This window comes from Burkholderia sp. 572 (assembly GCF_040545135.1).
In the GTDB taxonomy this organism is placed as follows: domain Bacteria; phylum Pseudomonadota; class Gammaproteobacteria; order Burkholderiales; family Burkholderiaceae; genus Burkholderia; species Burkholderia cepacia.
Window position 1 is genome coordinate 39,767 of record NZ_JBEPLH010000032.1, and the last position, 16,047, is coordinate 55,813.

A 16,047-nucleotide genomic window follows, 5' to 3' on the forward strand; every position below is an offset into this window, starting at 1 on the left:
TAAGAGGCGGTACGAGCACTGAAGAAATGAGGCAGGTCAATGGCATCGAAAACGGTCGAAACCCAGCGCTCCGTCTCCGTCGGCAGCAAGATTCGCTTGCTGCGCCAGCGCCAGGGTCGCACGTTGGACGACGTCGCGACCGTCTCGCAGCTTTCCAAGCCCTTTCTTTCGCAGGTCGAACGAGATCACGCCAGCCCGTCGATCACTTCGCTCGCGAGCATCGCGAAAGCGCTGGGCGTGTCCGCCAGCTATTTCATCGATACGCCGACCGAGGAAAGTTGCGTGCGACGTCGTAAGGATCTGCGGTACTTCGCCTTCGCCGATTCCGCCGATCTGCTCGCGCGCCTGTCGATTCGGCCGGGCGACCGCCAACTCGAAGCGATTCTCGTGCGCATGTCGCCCGGCGAGCGACCAAGCAAAGGAACCACGCACGCGTGCGAGGAATTCGTGCATGTGCTCAGCGGTGAAGTGACGATCACGCTGGAAGGCAAAACGTTCGTGCTCGGCGTGGGTGACAGCGCGCACTATGAATCGACAATTCCGCCTATCTGGACCAACACGCGCGACGACGAAGCCGTGCTGGTCTGGGTCGGCACGCCACGGCTGCTTTGACCGGCGCGCGGCGCGCACATGGACGCGCGGCGACTTTTGTGAGGCCGTAGACGTTTTTCGTGCCCCACCATCGCTTCCGCCCCCCCTCCGATCCGTACTTCGACTCCTTTCCCCCGTCGAACGGCGTTTCCGGCCGGAGTGCTCCGTTACCTGCCCTTACACTGTTGGCACGGCGACCGGCTGGAGTGGGTCGATCTGCGCCGGTCATCCATCACGGAGCGGCCGGCCCCATTCGATCAGGAAGCGACATCATGGTGACGCCTGATCCTACGCTCGTAGATCCGTTCACTGCGAAAAGCGGCCGTCCGTACCTCGCTGAGACGAAAGTCCGCAAAGCCGACTTGCTCGATGCGGCTATGCCGGCAGAAGACCCGCAATGCGATAACTTTCAATTAACCCGTCATAGACAGAAATATCGGAGCGACTCCTGGCAATGAGCTGAGCGCCAGCGACGGCGGCGTAGATGGCGCGAGCACGCCGTTCGCTATCGTCGGCGCTGACCACGGCCGCGTCGGACAGCACCTTGCTCAGCCACGCAACATTCACATCGGCAAAAGTCTGGACCTCTTTCGTCACCGTTTCCGGCAAGTCATCGGATTCGGCTGCCATGAAGCTGCACAGGCATATGCGATTGCCATGCTCAAGCGCCTTGCGAAACGTATCGGGATAGCGGCGCAGGCAATCGATCGGATTTGCGGATTCGGCCAAAATCGCATCCAGCGCAGCTGCCGATTCCTCCCAATACCGCCTCGCCACCGCTGCGCCAAGATCGGCCTTGCTTGCGAAGTGGTGGTAGATGCTCGCGGCCTTGATGCCGACAGCTTCAGCGAGATCACGAAAGTTCAGCCCGCTGTAGCCGTGCGCCTGGGCAATCTTTGTGGCGGCCACCAGGATTCGCTCCCTGGAACTCAGGCCTGACTCGTTCTTCACTCTGCTACCGCCTCCACGGCCGTTGACATCCGCAATTATACCTTCTACCGTAAACCTAACGAACGTTAGGTAGATGTAGATATCCACTCCCCATATCATCCGACCCCGTGTGACAAACCGCATAGAGAGGCACGCATGGCTTTCAGCACCACCGATTTCGACGTAACCCAACTCCCGATCATGACGATTTACGATTTCCCCAAAGGCCCCTATCCGACACGCGTCCGTATCGCCCTGGCCGAGAAAGGTCTGCGATCGCGCGTCGAGTTCGTGATGGTCGACCTTTACAAGGGGGAGCACAAAAGGCCCGAGTTCATCTCCGAGAAAAACTACTCGGGAACGCTGCCGGTCCTCGAACTAAACGACGGAACGTGCATCGCCGAATGCACAGCCATTACCGAATACCTCGATACGCTCGATGGCGCACCCACGCTGACCGGCAGGACACCACTCGAAAAAGGCGTGATCCACATGATGAGCAAGCGCGCCGAGCTGGAGTTGCTCGACGCAATCAGTGTCTATTTCCACCATGCCACGCCAGGGTTGGGACCCAACGTCGAGCTCTATCAGAACGCCGAATGGGGGCTTCGTCAGCGCGACAAAGCCCTGAGGGGCATGCACTACTTCAATGACGTCCTGAAAAAGCAGCCGTTTGTCGCTGGGGATGCCTTCTCTATGGCCGACATCACCGTCATCGGCGGTCTCGTCTTTGCGTCAATCGTGAAGTTAACCGTGCCTGCGGAGTGCGGGGCGCTGCTGGATTGGTACACGAGAATGCGGGAACGTCCCAGCGTCAAGAACCAGCCGGCATTCGCCTGAAACAGCAGTCGTGCCCGACCGTCATCGACGGTCGACCAATCCTTGGTTGCAAATCGGGAACGACCTGCCTGCGCAACTTCGACGACTCGTCTACGCGATCGATACCGGATGGCCGCACGACGCCAAACGTTTCGCAGCAGATCGGTCAATCGTAGAGGCGTACTGCGCGCGGTGCTCGCGTAGCAATGCGGAGTGGAAGGACGCGGTCGTGGCACACGGCTTCGCGTACGACCGCCACGGAGGCCGTTCCAGTTGGACAGCAGCCGCTGAGAACCCACCGAGCCGAATGGCAGCTCGGGGGCGATCACGGCCCTGACGAAGCAACAGCGAAGCAATCCCAGACCTGAACTAACGCTGACTAACTGACAGTTCACATCTCGACTTACGCCCTTCAACCATCCGTCGATACCGTCACCGCCTCCCATGCCCGGATTTCCTCGTCCAGCGCCGCGAGTTTGCCGCGCACGAGCCGCAGCGCATCGCTGCCGAGCAGCAGATGGGCCGGCGGATGTTGTGCCGCAACGACGGCGAGTATCGCCCGCGCCGCTTTCACCGGATCACCCGGTTGCTTGCCGCTCTTCTCCTCGCGCGCCTGGCGAATCGGGTCGAAGATCGCGTCGTAATCGGCGATCGAGCGCGGCGTGCGCATCATCGACCGGCCGGCCCAGTCGGTGCGGAACGAACCCGGCGCCACGGCCGTCACCGCGATGCCGAACGGCTCGAGTTCCTTGCCGGCGGCTTCGGAAATGCCTTCCAGCGCGAACTTGCTGCCGCAGTAGTAAGCGATGCCCGGCATCGTGATGTGGCCGCCCATCGACGTGATGTTGAGGATGCGCCCGCGCCGCCGTTCGCGCATGAACGGGACGACCGCCTTCATCATCGCCACCGCGCCGAATACGTTCACGTCGAACTGCCGGCGCATCTCCGCGAGCGGCGCTTCTTCCATGATCCCTTCGTGCCCGTAGCCGGCGTTGTTCACGAGCACGTCGACAGGCCCGACGTTCGCCTCGATTTCGGCCACGACACCGTCGATGCGATCGAAGTCGGTCACGTCGAGCACCCGCGCGAATGCCCGCGCGGACAGCGCTTCGAAAGCCTGCGCCGCCTGCGCGCTTCTCACGGTGCCGACCACCGTGTGACCTGCGGCAAGCGCCTCCTGCGCGAGCGCGCGGCCGAAGCCGCTGCTGACGCCGGTAATGAGCATGAGGTTTGCGGATGCCATGTGAGCTTCTCCCGTATGTCGATTGGAGCGTGCATACTAGTCTGACGAACCCCGTCGAATAAGCCCGATTCCGCTGATTTTCTTGCACAAAACTATGAGCCTCGAGCCCGCCTCCGCCCAATCCCCATCGCTGCCGCCGCGCGACCGGAAGCGTCTGGTGACGCTGCTGCGCGCGCTGGCGCCCGACGAAGGCTACAACCTGACGGCATTGCCGAGCGTGCGCATCCTGCGGTCGAACCGCGCGCTGTCGCGCACGCCGGTGCTGTACGACCCGGGCATCGTGATCGTGTGCCAGGGCTGCAAGCGCGGCTACTTCGGCGGCGAGCGCTATCTGTACGACGAGCATCACTACCTGGCGGTGTCCGTGCCCGTGCCGTTCAGCATGGAAACCGACGCCACGCCCGAGCGCCCGCTGCTCGCGCTGTATCTGCACCTCGATTTCACGATGGCCGCCGAACTCGCGGCACAGATCGACCGCGAAGGCATCGCGGAGCCCGTGCAGGCGCCCAGGAGCATGATGTCGACGCCGATGGACGCAACGATGCACACATCGGTGCTGCGTTTCGTCGAGGCGATGGGCCGGCCGCTCGATGCCGCGGTGCTCGGCCCGGCGCTGCTGCGCGAGTTGTATTTCCGCGTGCTTACCGGTGCGCAGGGCAGCGCGATGCGCAGCGCGCTGGCGATGCGCGGGCAGTTCGGCCGGATCGGCCGGTCGCTGCGCGTGATTCACGCCGATTACGCGCAACCGCTCGACGTGCCGCAACTGGCCGACGCAGCCGGCATGAGCGTGCCGAGCTTTCACAGCCACTTCAAGGCAATCACGCAGGTGTCGCCGATGCAGTACCTGAAGTCGACACGGCTGCATCAGGCGCGGTTGCTGATGGTGCGCGAGGATCTGACGGCGGAGGCGGCCGGCTACGCGGTCGGTTATACGAGCCCGTCGCAGTTCAGCCGCGAATTCAAACGCCTGTTCGGCCTGACGCCGGCGAAGGAAACGCAGCGCATGCGCGAGAGCTTCGCCATTCCGGCGGCATTCGACGATGCGGTGTTCGTGTCTTCACATTGAATCGGGTACCGCGCCAGGCCCGCGCGCCAATTTCCGTCGACCGCATTTAGCCCCGCTGCCGATAGATACGCGCGACGCTCGCGAAGAACGACAGCGCGGCGATCGCGCAGGCCAATGCGAACACGTAGACGGGAAATTGCCGCTCGCCCTCGCCTCCGCTCGCGCCGCTGACGAGCGCGATCACCACGGCAACCAGCGCGGCGCCGATGGACTGACCTGTCGTTCTCGCGGTCGACAGCACGCCGGAAGCGGTGGCCGTGCGGTTCTTCGCCGCGTTGGCGAACATCTCCTTGTTGTTCGGCGGCAGGAAGAAGCCGTACCCCACGCCGCACAGTGCGACGCGCCACAGGAAATCCACGACGGATGGTTGCGCGGGCAACAGGATCAGCGAACCGATCCCGAGACAAAACATCAGCACGCCGACACTCGACAGCTGCGTCGCATTGAAACGATTCGCCAGTCGCCCGGCAAACGGCGCGCACAGCGCGACCGCGATCGGCCAGGGCGTAAAGACCAGCGCCGATTTCAGCACGCCGTACGCATACGTGTGCTGCAGCACGAACGGCAACGCGACCAGCGCCATGCCCTGCGACACGAACATCGTCACGGACGTCAGCACCGCGAACGTGTATCGGCGCGACCGGAAAATGTCCAGCGGCAACAGCGGATGCCGCGCCCTGGCCTGCCCGACGCAGAATGCCAGCATCAGCACGGCCGCAGCGCCGGCAAGCACGAGCACGGTACGGTTGCTCCACCGCCCGATCTGGTCGACGGCGAGCGCAAGGAGGCCGAATGCCGCGGCGGAAGTCACCGCGCCCGGCACGTCGAAGCCGCGCTCCCGATGCGTGTCTTTTCCCAGCGCGACGAACGAGAACGCGATCGCGGCGATCCCGAACGGGAGGTTGATGAAGAACAGCCAGGGCCACGATGCCCACGAGACGATCAGGCCGCCCAATGCAGGGCCGACGGCGGTCCCCACCGCAAATACGAGCGCATTGACACCGAAGATCGTCCCGAGCGAGGCGGGCGGGAAAATCACCCGGTAGAGACCGTAGCCGACGCTGATCAGGATCGCGTAGCTGATGCCCTGCAGGACCCGCATCGCCACCAGCGCGCCGAAGGTGGACGCCAGCCCGCAGCCGAGCGACGCGATCGTAAACAACACCAGCCCGATCGTATAAAAGCGTCGCTCGCCGATTCTCGAGCCGAGCGACGCGCACGTCAGCATCGTCGCCGCACTCGCCACCTGATACCCGTTCGCGACCCAGATGACCGACGCCGCGCTCACGCGCAGGTCGGTCGAGATCGTCGGCAGCGCGATATTGACGATCGCGCTGTCGAGCGCGGACATGAATACGCCGACCAGAATCGCGACGGCCGCAAAATAGCGGCGAGGGATGTCGAATCCGTCGTCGCCGAACGTTTCCGCGATCTCCATGAATCACCCTTGCCGGACGCAGGCCCGGTGCATGAACTAGTCGCCGCGCGCCGGCGCGCCGTGCGCGGCATCGCGTGCCAGGCCCGCGAGCGAATTCAGGATGAAGGCCGTCACGCCCCAGATGTCCTGGGTCTGCTCCGCCCAATACCACGCGCCCATGCGTTCGCCGTCCGTGTATTGACGCGGCAGATCCGGATTCAGCAGCGCGGCGAACGGAAACTCGAAGATTTCCGCGACTTCCGCGGGCGCCGCCTCCCATGTCGCCGTTTCCGGCACGATGCCGATCACGGGAAAGATCGCGTGGTGACGCTTTCTGGTTTTATGGATCGGCAAGCTGCCGACCACGCGGACCGCGCCGGGCGCGAGGCGGATCTCTTCGAACGCCTCGCGCAACGCGGTCGCGCCGATATCGCGGTCGGCCTCCGCCGGGCGGCCGCCCGGAAAGCTCACGTGCGACGAGTATTCGCTGAGATTCGACGCGCGCCGGGTCAACAGGATCGTCGGCTCGCGCCGCGCGACGATCGCGACCAGCACCGCCGAGAATTTCCACTGTCCGTCGTTGTCCGCGAGGAATTGCTTCGCCGTCGGCCAGTCGGTGCCGGCAGGAATGCCGTGACCTTCGACGCCACGGACGATCACTTCCAGCGCGGCCTGCGGCGAGCCGGCTTCCACGTGCGCGCCTGCCAACCCGGCGCCGGTATTCACGACGCCTCTGTCTGGTTCCATGTCTGCCTCCTGCGTGCGGCACCTGCACACGCTGCACGACACTGAACCCGACACGTGTTGCATGGGCGCGGCGTCGTTGTGGTCAATCCGATGAACCGGTGTTCGCATGCGATCGCAAATGACACGCGCGGGTGCGCGACTGTCTGCTCCGGCGTAAAAATATCCGCCAGCGTTGCGGATGATTGAATGCCGAAACCCGATCGCCGTCGATCAACGGAGAAACCGATCATGCACGAAAAAGCGAGACTCCGTTCGACCGCGCGCGCACGTCGCGTCCTCGCTCAAGCGACGGATGTCGGCTCGCTCCGCGCATCGATGCGCGCCGATGCGGTACCGATCCACCCGGCCGCCGCGATGGCCGCTGCCGTCACGATCATCATCGCGCCCCACCCGACCCGCGCGTTGAGCAGCCCGGCCGCGACGGCACCGCCGGCGCCGGCCGCGTAGTACAGCGTCAGGTACGCTGCGCTCAAGGCCCCGGCGCGGGCCGGCTGAATCGCGACGACGCGCGTCTGGTTCGCGACCTGCGCGGCAAAGCAACCGGCATCGAACAACGCCAGCCCGACAGCCAGCCATCCAGGTCGACCGAGCGCAACGGCAAGGAGCAAGGTCGACACGGCCGCCACGACAAGCCCGCCCCGGATGACCGCGCGATCGCCGAATCGATCGGCGAGTTTTCCGGCAACGCGCGTCACGCCGAGGCCCAGCACGCCCGCGAGACTGTACGCACCGATCGCGGCGGCACCCAGGTTATACGGCGGCTCGGCCAGACGAAGCGCGAGCCCCACCCAGACCAGGTTGAACGCGAAGAACCAGAGCATGCCGGCGCAGGTACGACGCCTCAACGGCGCACTGTCGCGCAGCAGCCGCGGAATCGCGGCGATCGCGTTCGCACGGCCGGGCAGCCCCTCCGGCCGGCCGCCCGGCAACAGCACCGCACCGCCGACGGCGGCCAGCGCAACGCATCCGGCCAGCACGAGCAACGCGCCGCGCCATCCGCACCATTGCGACAACACGCCGCCCGCGAAACGGCTCAGCAGGATCCCGGCGGAAATGCCCGCCGACACGGCCCCCATCGCCACGCCGCGCCGTTGCGGATCCGCGTGTTTTCCGGCGACGGCGCTGCATTGCGCCGCGACCGTGGTTGCCGCGCCCACCAAGAAAAACGCGGCATCGAGCACGAGCGGCCCGGGCGACAACGACGCGCACGCGAGCAACAACGCGAGCGCGCCCATCTGCATCGAGACAAGCACGCGCGGGCTGAAGCGGTCGACCAGCGGCACCAGCACGGCGAGGCCGACCAGATAACCGAGCATCGTCACGGAGGCGAGCGCCGCCATGCGCGACGCCGCCACCCCGAACTCGCTCGCGATCGCCGACAGCGACGGCTGCAACGCATAGCCGTTGGCGATCGCCACGCCGGCCGCCAGCGCAAGCACGGCCGTCGCGGTGCGGGACAGCGGCCCGCGGTTGCCGGCGACGGTCATGCCGCAGGCCTGACCGCGATCGCCTCGACTTCGACCAGGATCTCCGGATCGACGAACGGAAGCGCATGCACCAGCGAAAACGCCGGCCGGATATCGCCGTAGATCTCCCCGTGCGCGCGTGCGGCGGCTTCCCAGTTGTCGAAGTCCGCGACCACCAGGCGGCTCTGGACGACGTCGGACAACGAGAACCCGCTGTCCGCCAGCACCCGGTCGATCGTCGCCAGCGCATCGCGTGTCTGCGCGTACACGTCCGCGCCTTTGCCGGCCGTCCCCGAAATGTAGATGGTGTTGTCGACGACCACCGCGCGCGAGTAGCCGACCTTGGGCTCCCACGGGGAGCCGGTGCTGATCCGTTTTCGCATGTTGAAGATCTCTCCAGTCAGGTTGAGAAGCATCGCCTACTACTTGGGTAGTAAGTTCGAGCGATTGTATACTACTCCAGTAGTTAATCGAGCAAGCCCATGCAAGTCGCCGTGGGCGCAAGAGCCGGAGCCGATACACATGAGCGAAAACACGGAGCTGATCACGTCGTTGATCCGGCTTGGATTCACCCAATACGAAGCGCAGGCCTACGCGGCCCTCGTCGGGCAGGCCGCGCTGACGGGGGCGGAAGTCGGCCGGCGCGCCGGCATGCCGCCTTCGAAGATCTATGAAACGCTGGGGCGTCTGGAGGCGCGCGGTGCGGTGCTCGTCAACCGTTCCGAGCCCGTCCGCTATGCGGCCGTGCCCCACCGGTCGTTGCTCGAGGATTTGCGCAAGCGCTTCAATGCGGATCTCGAAACGGCCGCAGGCGCGCTCGACCGGCTGCCGGTTCAACAGGAGCCGGGGCTCGTCTGGTCGCTGAGCGGGCGGGAAGCGATCGCCAGCGCCTTCGCGCGCGTCATCGTCAACGCGAAAACGCAGATCTTCGCGGGCGTCTGGGACGAAGAGATCGACGACCTCGGGCCGCTGCTCGAGGCCGCCGCGGCACGCGGCGTCGACACGCACGTGGCGATTTACGGCAATCGCACGCTCAACGGGCCGCGCCACTACGACATGGCCAAATGCGGCGCCAGCGCGCGGCTCAGGCTGTCCGGCCGCCGGCTCGCCGTCGCCGTGGCGGACAACACCGAGGCCGTGGTGGCGGAATTCGGCGATCATTCGCCCGATCACGCCACCTTGACGACCAACCCGGTCATTGCGCTGCTCGCGGTCGAGTACATCAAGGCGGACGTGAGCGGGCGCGTGTTGATCGACGCAATGAGCCCGGCGGAGTACCGGAAAGTCCTGAAGCATCCCGACATGCAGGCGATGCTTGCACCGCTCGACAAGGCGAGCTGACCCTTGCGACCCTGCACAGCTGCCCGTGCGAAGCGCATCGCGCGGCGCGCACTCCACCCAGGTACGTGAATCACCACACTGACGCGAGCGTCCAATGACCGCCTATGCCTTCCGCCTGCTGAACGTATTCGCCGAATCGACGTTCGGCGGCAACCCGCTTTGCGTATTCGAGGATGCGCGCGGCATGGACGACGCGACCATGCAGGCGCTCGCCGTGCAGTTCAACCTGTCCGAAACGACCTTCGTGCTGCCGTCGGAGCGCGCGCATGCGCGGGTTCGCATCTTCACGCCGGGCTACGAGATGGCCTTTGCCGGCCATCCGACGCTCGGCACCGCGCATGTCGTGCGCGACCTTCTGGGCGCGGGCAACGAACTCGCGCTCGAATTCAAGGCCGGCGTGGTCGACGTCGGCGCGCACGGCGACGTGTGGACGTTTACCGCGCCGCATGCCGGCATGCCGAAGACGGCGGCTTGCGAGTTGTCCGATGCCCGGACGGCGGCCCTGCTGGGGCTGACGGAAGACGACCTGCTCGCCCCGCCAATCTGGGTCGATACCGGCGCCGACCAGTTGCTCGTCGCGCTGAAGGACCCCGCCGCCGTGCGCCGCGCGCAGCCCGACAGCGCGGGCATCGGCATCTGGCCGACCAGCAGCCTCGGCCGCAAGACCGCGTATGTATTCGCGTTCGACGCCGAGCGTCCGGGCACGGTGGTGTCGCGTTACTTCTTCGTGAAACAAGGCAGCGTGTCGGAAGACCCGGGGACGGGATCGGCCTGCGCGAATCTGGGCGGGTGGCTGCTTGCGATGAACCGCGACCTGCCCGCCGCGTTTCAGGTCGAGCAAGGCGAAGCCGTCGGTCGGCCTTGCCTGCTGCGATTGTCGGTCAGTGCAAACGGCAAGATCGGTGTCGGCGGGCGCGTGATCGAACTCGGGCGCGGCGTCGTCAACGTGTAGACGCGCCGGGCGGAAATATCGTCGCGATCGTCAGCATCGCGCTGCGCGCGGGCAACCCGTTGCGATGACGAACCGGCCGCCACCGTCCGGCCACCGCCGGATCGGCAATGCGGTGTGGCCGCCCCGCCCGCCACGCCGCGATATGCCGGCGACAAGATCCGCGGCTATCGCCGGATCGAAACGCAGCAAGCACGGCACACGCCGCCGCGTTTGTTATGCTGCGCGCATCGCCAGCCCGAGCCGATTGCCGCTCATGAACGCCCTCGCCCCCGACCTCGTCCGCACGCTGCACGCCTCCTGCGATGCCTGCTTCGGCACGACCGCCGTCTGGCCGCTCGTCGAGCACGCGTATGGCGAGCCGCAACGCCACTACCACACGCTCGCGCACCTGGCCGAGCTGTTCGCGCATCTCGCACCGTATCGCGCGGAACCGCTGTGGCCGGTGATCGAGCTTGCGGTATGGGCGCACGACTTCGTGTATGCGACGACTCTGCCGGATCATGCGGACAACGAAGCATGCAGCGCGCAATGGCTCGTGCAGGTCACGAACGCACACTGCAGCGCATCCTGGTTGCGTGCGCACGCATCGCATGTGTCCGTTGCGCACGATCTCGTACTCGCGACGAAGTCGCACCGGCTGCCCGATGCGTTCGCGTCCGCCCCCGACCTCCAGCGCGCCGGGCGGATTTTTCTCGACGCGGATCTCGCGATCCTCGCGGCCGCGCCCGATCGACTGCGCGAATACGATCGCGCAATCGCATGCGAGTGGGCGCAGGATCCCGATGCGCCGTCGGCTGCATTCCGCGAGGGCCGCAAGCAGGCGCTCGAACATCTGCGCGCACAGGTTCCGCTGTTTCAATCGGCGGAATTCGCGCCGCTCACACCGCTCGCGCAGCGCAATCTCGATACGCTGATCGCCGAGTACGCGTAAGCGCCGGGCAAGAACACGCGAAAGCGCCCGCATCGCCGCCGCCGGATCGGTCGAGCCGGCCCGTCACGCCCGGCGCCCCTCCCCACATCCGAACGGCATTCCTGCTGCGGCGCTCCGCGGCGCGGGGCCCTGCCGCGTCGAATTCATCCGACATCCGACGGCAAAACCGGCCAACACGTCGATTTCCCCGGGAAGCCACCCCATCCACATCGCGCGTCGAGCGTAACCCTTCAAACATCATGTGATTGCATTTTCACAATCAATGTGATTTTATTATCATATCGTGCATGCCGCCGCCCACCACCCGCGCGGCGCACCCCATACCAAGGAAGAGACGCAGATGGAGACAATCGCCGTTATCGGCAGCAACATGGTCGACCTCGTGACCTACGTCGCACGCATGCCCGCCCGGGGCGAAACGCTCGAGGCGCCGAATTTCGAACTGGGCTGCGGCGGCAAGGGCGCGAACCAGGCGGTCGCGGCCGCCCGCCTCGGCGCGCGCGTCGTGATGGTCACGAAGGTCGGCGACGACGTGTTCGCCGACAACACGATCCGCAACTTCGAGCGAGAAGGCATCGACACCACGCACGTGCGCAAGGTCGCCGGCGTGCCGAGCGGCGTCGCGCCGATCTTCGTCGAGCCCGATTCGAGCAACAGCATCCTGATCGTCAAGGGCGCCAACCGCCACCTGACGCCGGCCGACATCGACGCGGCCGCGCCGCAGCTCGCCGAATGCGCGCTGATCGTGCTGCAGCTCGAGATCGAGCTCGACACCGTCTATCACGCGATCGAATTCGGCGCACGCCACGGCATTCCGGTGCTGCTGAACCCCGCGCCCGCGGTCGCCGATCTCGATTTCGAGCGGATCCGCACCGTCGAATTCTTCGTGCCGAACGAAACCGAGCTCGCGATCGTGTCGGGCATGCCGGTCGATTCGCGCGACACCGCGGCACGCGCCGCCGAAGCGCTGGTCGCGCGCGGGCTGAAGCACGTGCTCGTCACGCTCGGCAGCGACGGTTCGCTGCTGGTCTCGCGCGACGGCGTGCGGCACGTGCCCGGCGTGCCGGTCGACGCGCGCGACACGACAGGCGCCGGCGACGCATACATCGGCTGCTTCGCGCGCTGCTACGCCGCATCGCGCAACGCGCTCGACGCGATGCGTTACGCGTCCGCGTACGCCGCGCATTCGGTCACGGGCCTCGGCACGCAGAAGTCGTACGCCGACACCGCGACGTTCGAACGCTTCCTCCGCGACGCCGGCATCTGAACGGCGCCTTCATCGACGAGACAACCAGGAAGGAGACACCCATGGGCCGAGCCAGAATCGAACACACACCCGACGGCTATTACCTGAACCGCACGCCGCTCTTCGCCTTCACGCTGCTGTGCTGCCTGTTCGCGCTGTGGGGCACCGCCGCGAACCTGAACGACGTGCTGATCGCGCAGTTCAAGAAGTCGTTCTTCCTGTCCGATTTCGAATCCGCGTTCGTGCAGTCCGCGTTTTATCTCGGCTACTTCTTCCTCGCGATTCCGGCCGCGACCGTCGTGAAGAAGTTCAGCTACAAGACGACGATCCTGGTCGGCCTGCTGCTCTACACGACCGGCTGCCTGCTGTTCTTCCCGGCCGCGTCGATGGCGAAGTACGGAATGTTCCTCGTCGCGCTGTTCGTGATCGCGGCGGGCCTGTCGTTCCTCGAAACCGCGTCGAACTCGTATTCGACGCTGATGGGCCCGCGCGAAACCAGCACGCGGCGGCTGAACATCTCGCAGACGTTCTATCCGTTCGGCGCGATGGCCGGCGTCTACATGGGCAGCTTCCTGATCTTCAAGGAAGGCGATGCGTCGCACGCGCAGCTTGCCGCGATGTCGGCGGCCGAAGCCCACGTGCACCAGCTCGCGATGATCCAGGCCACGCTCGAGCCGTACAAGTGGCTGATCGTCGTGCTCGTCGCCGTGTTCATCGTGTTCGCGCTCACGCCGTACCCGGCCTGCAAGGGCAACGGCCCCGGCGCGGCCACGCACCGGATCGACGCACGCGGCACGCTCGCGCGCCTGTTCGGCAACCGGCGCTTCGTCGCGGGCGTCGTCGCGCAGTTCCTGTACGTCGGCGCGCAGGTCGGCGTGTGGAGCTTCACGATCCGGCTCGCGATGCAGATCGGCGGCCTCACCGAGCGCGGCGCGTCGCACTACCTGCTCGCGACGTTCTTCGCGTTCTTCGTCGGCAAGCTGGTCGCCACGCTCGTGATGAAGCGCGTCGGCCCGGCCAAGGTGCTGATCGTCTACGGCATCCTGTGCATCGTGCTGCTCGCGTACACGATCAGCGTGCACAACATCACGGCCGTCTATGCGGCCGTGGGCGTGAGCGTGTTCCTCGGCCCGTGCTGGCCGACCATCTACGGTCTCACGATCGACGGGCTCGGCAAGGACACCGAATACGGCGGCTCGATCCTCGTGATGAGCATCGTCGGCGGCGCGGTCGTGCCGCTGATCCAGGGGCTGATCTCCGACCACACGGGCGGCAACATGCAGCTCGCGTTCGTCGTGCCGCTCGCCTGCTTCGTCGTGATCGTCTACTACGGCTTCTACTGCCTGCGCCACCTGCCGGCCGCGACGCCCGACGCAACCGCCGACGGCCCCGCAGCCGCGCGCTACGCCGCCACGCGCAACACGTCGGGAGCATGAGCATGCGAGGCGAAATCGAACTGCGGCGCGACGACTTCCGCGACACGCCGCGCACGCTGTACCGCACCGACGGCCTGACCGTCACCGCGTTCGCGTATCCGTCCGGCGTCGAGGCGCTGAAGCTCGAGAACCGGCGCGGCCATCTCGTCGTGCTGCCGTATCTCGGCCAGATGATCTGGGCCGCCGCGTTCGACGGCCGCGACCTGACGATGAAGCACATGTTCCGGCAACCGAAACGCGCGGCTTCGATCATCGATACCTACGGCTGCTTCATGTTCCACAGCGGGCTGCTGCGCAACGGCTGCCCGGGGCCGGACGACACGCACGCGCTGCACGGCGAGATGCCGTGCGCGCCGATGGACCGCGCGAGCCTGGTCGTCGGCGCGGACGCGCGCGGTGCGTTCGTCGAAGTGACCGGCGAGTACGAATACGTGCAGGGTTTCGGCAGCCACTACATGGCGCGTCCGTCGGTGCGGCTCACGGAGCACGACGCGCAGATGACGATCTCGATGGACGTGACGAATCTCGGCGGCGCGCCGATGGACCTGATGTACATGGCGCACCTGAACTACGCGTACGTGCCCGGCGGCCGTTTCGTGCAGTCGCTGCCGCACAACGGGCTGCGGCTGCGCGACAGCGTGCCCGCGCACGTGAAGCCGACCGCCGCATGGCGCGACTACACGGCCACGCTCGCGCGCGAACCGCAACGGCTTCACACGCTCGATGCGCCCGCGCTGTACGACCCGGAGATCGTGTTCTTCATGAACGATGCGGAAACGGATGCCGGCGGCGTCGCGCATTTCCGGCTCGCGCATCCGGACGGCGGCGCATTCCACACCGCGTACCGCCCCGAGCAATTCCCGCACGCGACGCGCTGGATCCTGCACAACGCGGACCAGCAGGTCGCCGCATTCGCGCTGCCGTCGACCTGCGAGCCGGAGGGTTATCAGGCCGAACGCCGCAAGGGCCATGTCGCGACACTCGCGCCGGGCGCGACGCGCCGCTTCGAGGTCGTCACCGGCTACCTGAGCGCGGCGGAAGCCCGCCATGCCTGAGGCGATGCAAAGCGCGATGCCCGCGCGCACGGCGTCAGGTCACGAGCGCGATCCCGTGTTCGCGGATCGTCGTTTCGTAGCGGCCGCTCAGTTGCCCGTCCGAGATCACGTAGTTGAAGTCGGTCAGCTCGGCGAAATAGGCCGCGCGCACTTCGTCGAACTTCGTGTGGTCGACGAGCAGGAAGCGGTTCTGCGCGCGTTCCATCACCTTCTTCTTCGCGTCGACTTCGTGGAAGTTGAAGCAGGTCACGCCGCAGCGGTCGCTCACGCCGGCCGCCGAGATGAACGCCTTCGACACGCGCACCGTATCGAGGATGCCCGTCTCGGCCACCGACTCGAACACCATGTTCTTGCGATGGTACGCACCGCCGCACAGGATCACGCTGCAATGCGGCTTCTGCTGCAGCTTCGCGAACACGTTCAGCGAATTGCAGACGGCGGTGAATTCGAGGTCGTCCGGAATGAAGTCGACGACGAACGGCGTGGTCGAGCCGCAGTCGACGAAGATCGTGTCGCCGGTCGTCACGAACTGCGCGGCCAGCTTGCCGATGCGGCGCTTCTCCTCGGTCTGCCGGTCGTTCTCGGCGCTGACCACGTACTCGCCGATGTCGCTGCGCTGCGCGGCGAAGTGGCGGGTCACGTAGCCGCCGATCAGGCTGAGGCCGTGCGGGTTGTCCGCGAGATCGCGGCGGATCGTCATTTCCGATACGCCGAACAGCTCGGCGACTTCCTTCAGATGAATCGCGTTCTGCCCTTGCAGCACGTTCATCAGCGTCTTGATTCGTTCGCCCTTCTTCGTTTCCATGC

The 16,047-nt window shown here is 65.9% G+C and carries 16 protein-coding genes; 9 read left to right on the forward strand and 7 right to left on the reverse strand.

Annotation, left to right across the window (positions count from 1 at the left end):
* Nucleotides 1–39 precede the first annotated feature (39 nt).
* Nucleotides 40–612 carry a cupin domain-containing protein gene (locus ABIC51_RS36710; protein ID WP_354006957.1) on the forward strand — a complete coding sequence of 191 codons (573 nt, stop codon included), beginning with the start codon at nt 40–42 and terminating at the stop codon, nt 610–612.
* A gap of 354 nt (nt 613–966) precedes the next feature.
* On the opposite strand, the gene ABIC51_RS36715 is transcribed toward ABIC51_RS36710, so the two are convergent.
* Nucleotides 967–1,542, reverse strand: a complete 576-nt coding sequence (locus ABIC51_RS36715) for a TetR/AcrR family transcriptional regulator (RefSeq protein ID WP_027792409.1) — start codon at nt 1,540–1,542, stop codon at nt 967–969.
* 135 nt (nt 1,543–1,677) lie between these two features.
* On the opposite strand from ABIC51_RS36715, the gene ABIC51_RS36720 reads away from it, so the two are divergent.
* Nucleotides 1,678–2,361, forward strand: coding sequence for a glutathione S-transferase (locus ABIC51_RS36720; RefSeq protein ID WP_027792408.1), 684 nt, complete (start codon nt 1,678–1,680; stop codon nt 2,359–2,361).
* Nucleotides 2,362–2,752: 391 nt separating this feature from the next.
* On the opposite strand, the gene ABIC51_RS36725 is transcribed toward ABIC51_RS36720, so the two are convergent.
* Nucleotides 2,753–3,583 (reverse strand): oxidoreductase, encoded by an 831-nt coding sequence (locus ABIC51_RS36725; RefSeq protein ID WP_059486036.1) that lies wholly within the window; start codon nt 3,581–3,583, stop codon nt 2,753–2,755.
* 94 nt (nt 3,584–3,677) lie between these two features.
* Here ABIC51_RS36725 and ABIC51_RS36730 point away from each other — a divergent pair, with 94 nt between their 5' ends.
* On the forward strand, nt 3,678–4,649 hold the full coding sequence (locus tag ABIC51_RS36730; RefSeq protein WP_175901627.1) for an AraC family transcriptional regulator: 972 nt from the start codon (nt 3,678–3,680) through the stop codon (nt 4,647–4,649).
* Between the two features lie 46 nt (nt 4,650–4,695).
* On the opposite strand, the gene ABIC51_RS36735 is transcribed toward ABIC51_RS36730, so the two are convergent.
* From ABIC51_RS36735 to ABIC51_RS36750, 4 genes are all read right to left on the reverse strand, one after another.
* Nucleotides 4,696–6,087, reverse strand: coding sequence for a DHA2 family efflux MFS transporter permease subunit (locus ABIC51_RS36735; protein ID WP_175901625.1), 1,392 nt, complete (start codon nt 6,085–6,087; stop codon nt 4,696–4,698).
* 36 nt (nt 6,088–6,123) lie between these two features.
* Nucleotides 6,124–6,813 (reverse strand): NUDIX hydrolase, encoded by a 690-nt coding sequence (locus ABIC51_RS36740; RefSeq protein WP_146254780.1) that lies wholly within the window; start codon nt 6,811–6,813, stop codon nt 6,124–6,126.
* A 281-nt stretch (nt 6,814–7,094) separates the two neighbouring features.
* Nucleotides 7,095–8,300 (reverse strand): MFS transporter, encoded by a 1,206-nt coding sequence (locus ABIC51_RS36745; protein ID WP_175901623.1) that lies wholly within the window; start codon nt 8,298–8,300, stop codon nt 7,095–7,097.
* The gene (locus tag ABIC51_RS36750; RefSeq protein ID WP_027792402.1) at nt 8,297–8,662 is read right to left on the reverse strand and encodes a RidA family protein; all 366 of its coding nucleotides are present in this window, start codon (nt 8,660–8,662) and stop codon (nt 8,297–8,299) included. The genes ABIC51_RS36745 and ABIC51_RS36750 overlap by 4 nt, the downstream gene beginning before the upstream one ends.
* 139 nt (nt 8,663–8,801) lie before the next feature.
* Here ABIC51_RS36750 and ABIC51_RS36755 point away from each other — a divergent pair, with 139 nt between their 5' ends.
* The 6 genes from ABIC51_RS36755 (at nt 8,802) to ABIC51_RS36780 (ending at nt 15,240) form a co-directional block, all read left to right on the forward strand.
* Nucleotides 8,802–9,620, forward strand: a complete 819-nt coding sequence (locus ABIC51_RS36755) for a TrmB family transcriptional regulator (protein WP_027792401.1) — start codon at nt 8,802–8,804, stop codon at nt 9,618–9,620.
* A gap of 94 nt (nt 9,621–9,714) precedes the next feature.
* Nucleotides 9,715–10,572 (forward strand): PhzF family phenazine biosynthesis protein, encoded by an 858-nt coding sequence (locus ABIC51_RS36760; protein WP_146254778.1) that lies wholly within the window; start codon nt 9,715–9,717, stop codon nt 10,570–10,572.
* A gap of 253 nt (nt 10,573–10,825) precedes the next feature.
* Complete coding sequence (locus ABIC51_RS36765; protein ID WP_027792399.1) at nt 10,826–11,503, forward strand: hypothetical protein; 678 nt, start codon at nt 10,826–10,828, stop codon at nt 11,501–11,503.
* 340 nt (nt 11,504–11,843) lie between these two features.
* On the forward strand, nt 11,844–12,770 hold the full coding sequence (gene rbsK / locus ABIC51_RS36770; RefSeq protein ID WP_027792398.1) for a ribokinase: 927 nt from the start codon (nt 11,844–11,846) through the stop codon (nt 12,768–12,770).
* A 41-nt stretch (nt 12,771–12,811) separates the two neighbouring features.
* On the forward strand, nt 12,812–14,185 hold the full coding sequence (gene fucP, locus ABIC51_RS36775) for an L-fucose:H+ symporter permease (RefSeq protein ID WP_027792397.1): 1,374 nt from the start codon (nt 12,812–12,814) through the stop codon (nt 14,183–14,185).
* Nucleotides 14,186–14,187: 2 nt separating this feature from the next.
* Complete coding sequence (locus ABIC51_RS36780) at nt 14,188–15,240, forward strand: aldose 1-epimerase family protein (RefSeq protein WP_027792396.1); 1,053 nt, start codon at nt 14,188–14,190, stop codon at nt 15,238–15,240.
* Between the two features lie 34 nt (nt 15,241–15,274).
* Here ABIC51_RS36780 and deoR read toward each other — a convergent pair whose 3' ends face one another.
* Complete coding sequence (gene deoR / locus ABIC51_RS36785; protein WP_027792395.1) at nt 15,275–16,045, reverse strand: DNA-binding transcriptional repressor DeoR; 771 nt, start codon at nt 16,043–16,045, stop codon at nt 15,275–15,277.
* Between the last annotated feature and the right edge of the window lie 2 nt (nt 16,046–16,047).

Excerpts from the sequence above, each read along its gene's own strand:
- ABIC51_RS36710 (WP_354006957.1), top strand. The coding sequence starts at position 40 with ATGGCATCGAAAACGGTCGAAACCCAGCGCTCCGTCTCCGTCGGCAGC.
- ABIC51_RS36720 (WP_027792408.1), top strand. The coding sequence starts at position 1,678 with ATGGCTTTCAGCACCACCGATTTCGACGTAACCCAACTCCCGATCATG.
- ABIC51_RS36725 (WP_059486036.1), bottom strand. The coding sequence starts at position 3,583 with ATGGCATCCGCAAACCTCATGCTCATTACCGGCGTCAGCAGCGGCTTC.
- ABIC51_RS36730 (WP_175901627.1), top strand. The coding sequence starts at position 3,678 with ATGAGCCTCGAGCCCGCCTCCGCCCAATCCCCATCGCTGCCGCCGCGC.
- ABIC51_RS36735 (WP_175901625.1), bottom strand. The coding sequence starts at position 6,087 with ATGGAGATCGCGGAAACGTTCGGCGACGACGGATTCGACATCCCTCGC.
- ABIC51_RS36740 (WP_146254780.1), bottom strand. The coding sequence starts at position 6,813 with ATGGAACCAGACAGAGGCGTCGTGAATACCGGCGCCGGGTTGGCAGGC.
- ABIC51_RS36745 (WP_175901623.1), bottom strand. The coding sequence starts at position 8,300 with ATGACCGTCGCCGGCAACCGCGGGCCGCTGTCCCGCACCGCGACGGCC.
- ABIC51_RS36750 (WP_027792402.1), bottom strand. The coding sequence starts at position 8,662 with ATGCGAAAACGGATCAGCACCGGCTCCCCGTGGGAGCCCAAGGTCGGC.
- ABIC51_RS36755 (WP_027792401.1), top strand. The coding sequence starts at position 8,802 with ATGAGCGAAAACACGGAGCTGATCACGTCGTTGATCCGGCTTGGATTC.
- ABIC51_RS36760 (WP_146254778.1), top strand. The coding sequence starts at position 9,715 with ATGACCGCCTATGCCTTCCGCCTGCTGAACGTATTCGCCGAATCGACG.
- ABIC51_RS36765 (WP_027792399.1), top strand. The coding sequence starts at position 10,826 with ATGAACGCCCTCGCCCCCGACCTCGTCCGCACGCTGCACGCCTCCTGC.
- rbsK (WP_027792398.1), top strand. The coding sequence starts at position 11,844 with ATGGAGACAATCGCCGTTATCGGCAGCAACATGGTCGACCTCGTGACC.
- fucP (WP_027792397.1), top strand. The coding sequence starts at position 12,812 with ATGGGCCGAGCCAGAATCGAACACACACCCGACGGCTATTACCTGAAC.
- ABIC51_RS36780 (WP_027792396.1), top strand. The coding sequence starts at position 14,188 with ATGCGAGGCGAAATCGAACTGCGGCGCGACGACTTCCGCGACACGCCG.
- deoR (WP_027792395.1), bottom strand. The coding sequence starts at position 16,045 with ATGGAAACGAAGAAGGGCGAACGAATCAAGACGCTGATGAACGTGCTG.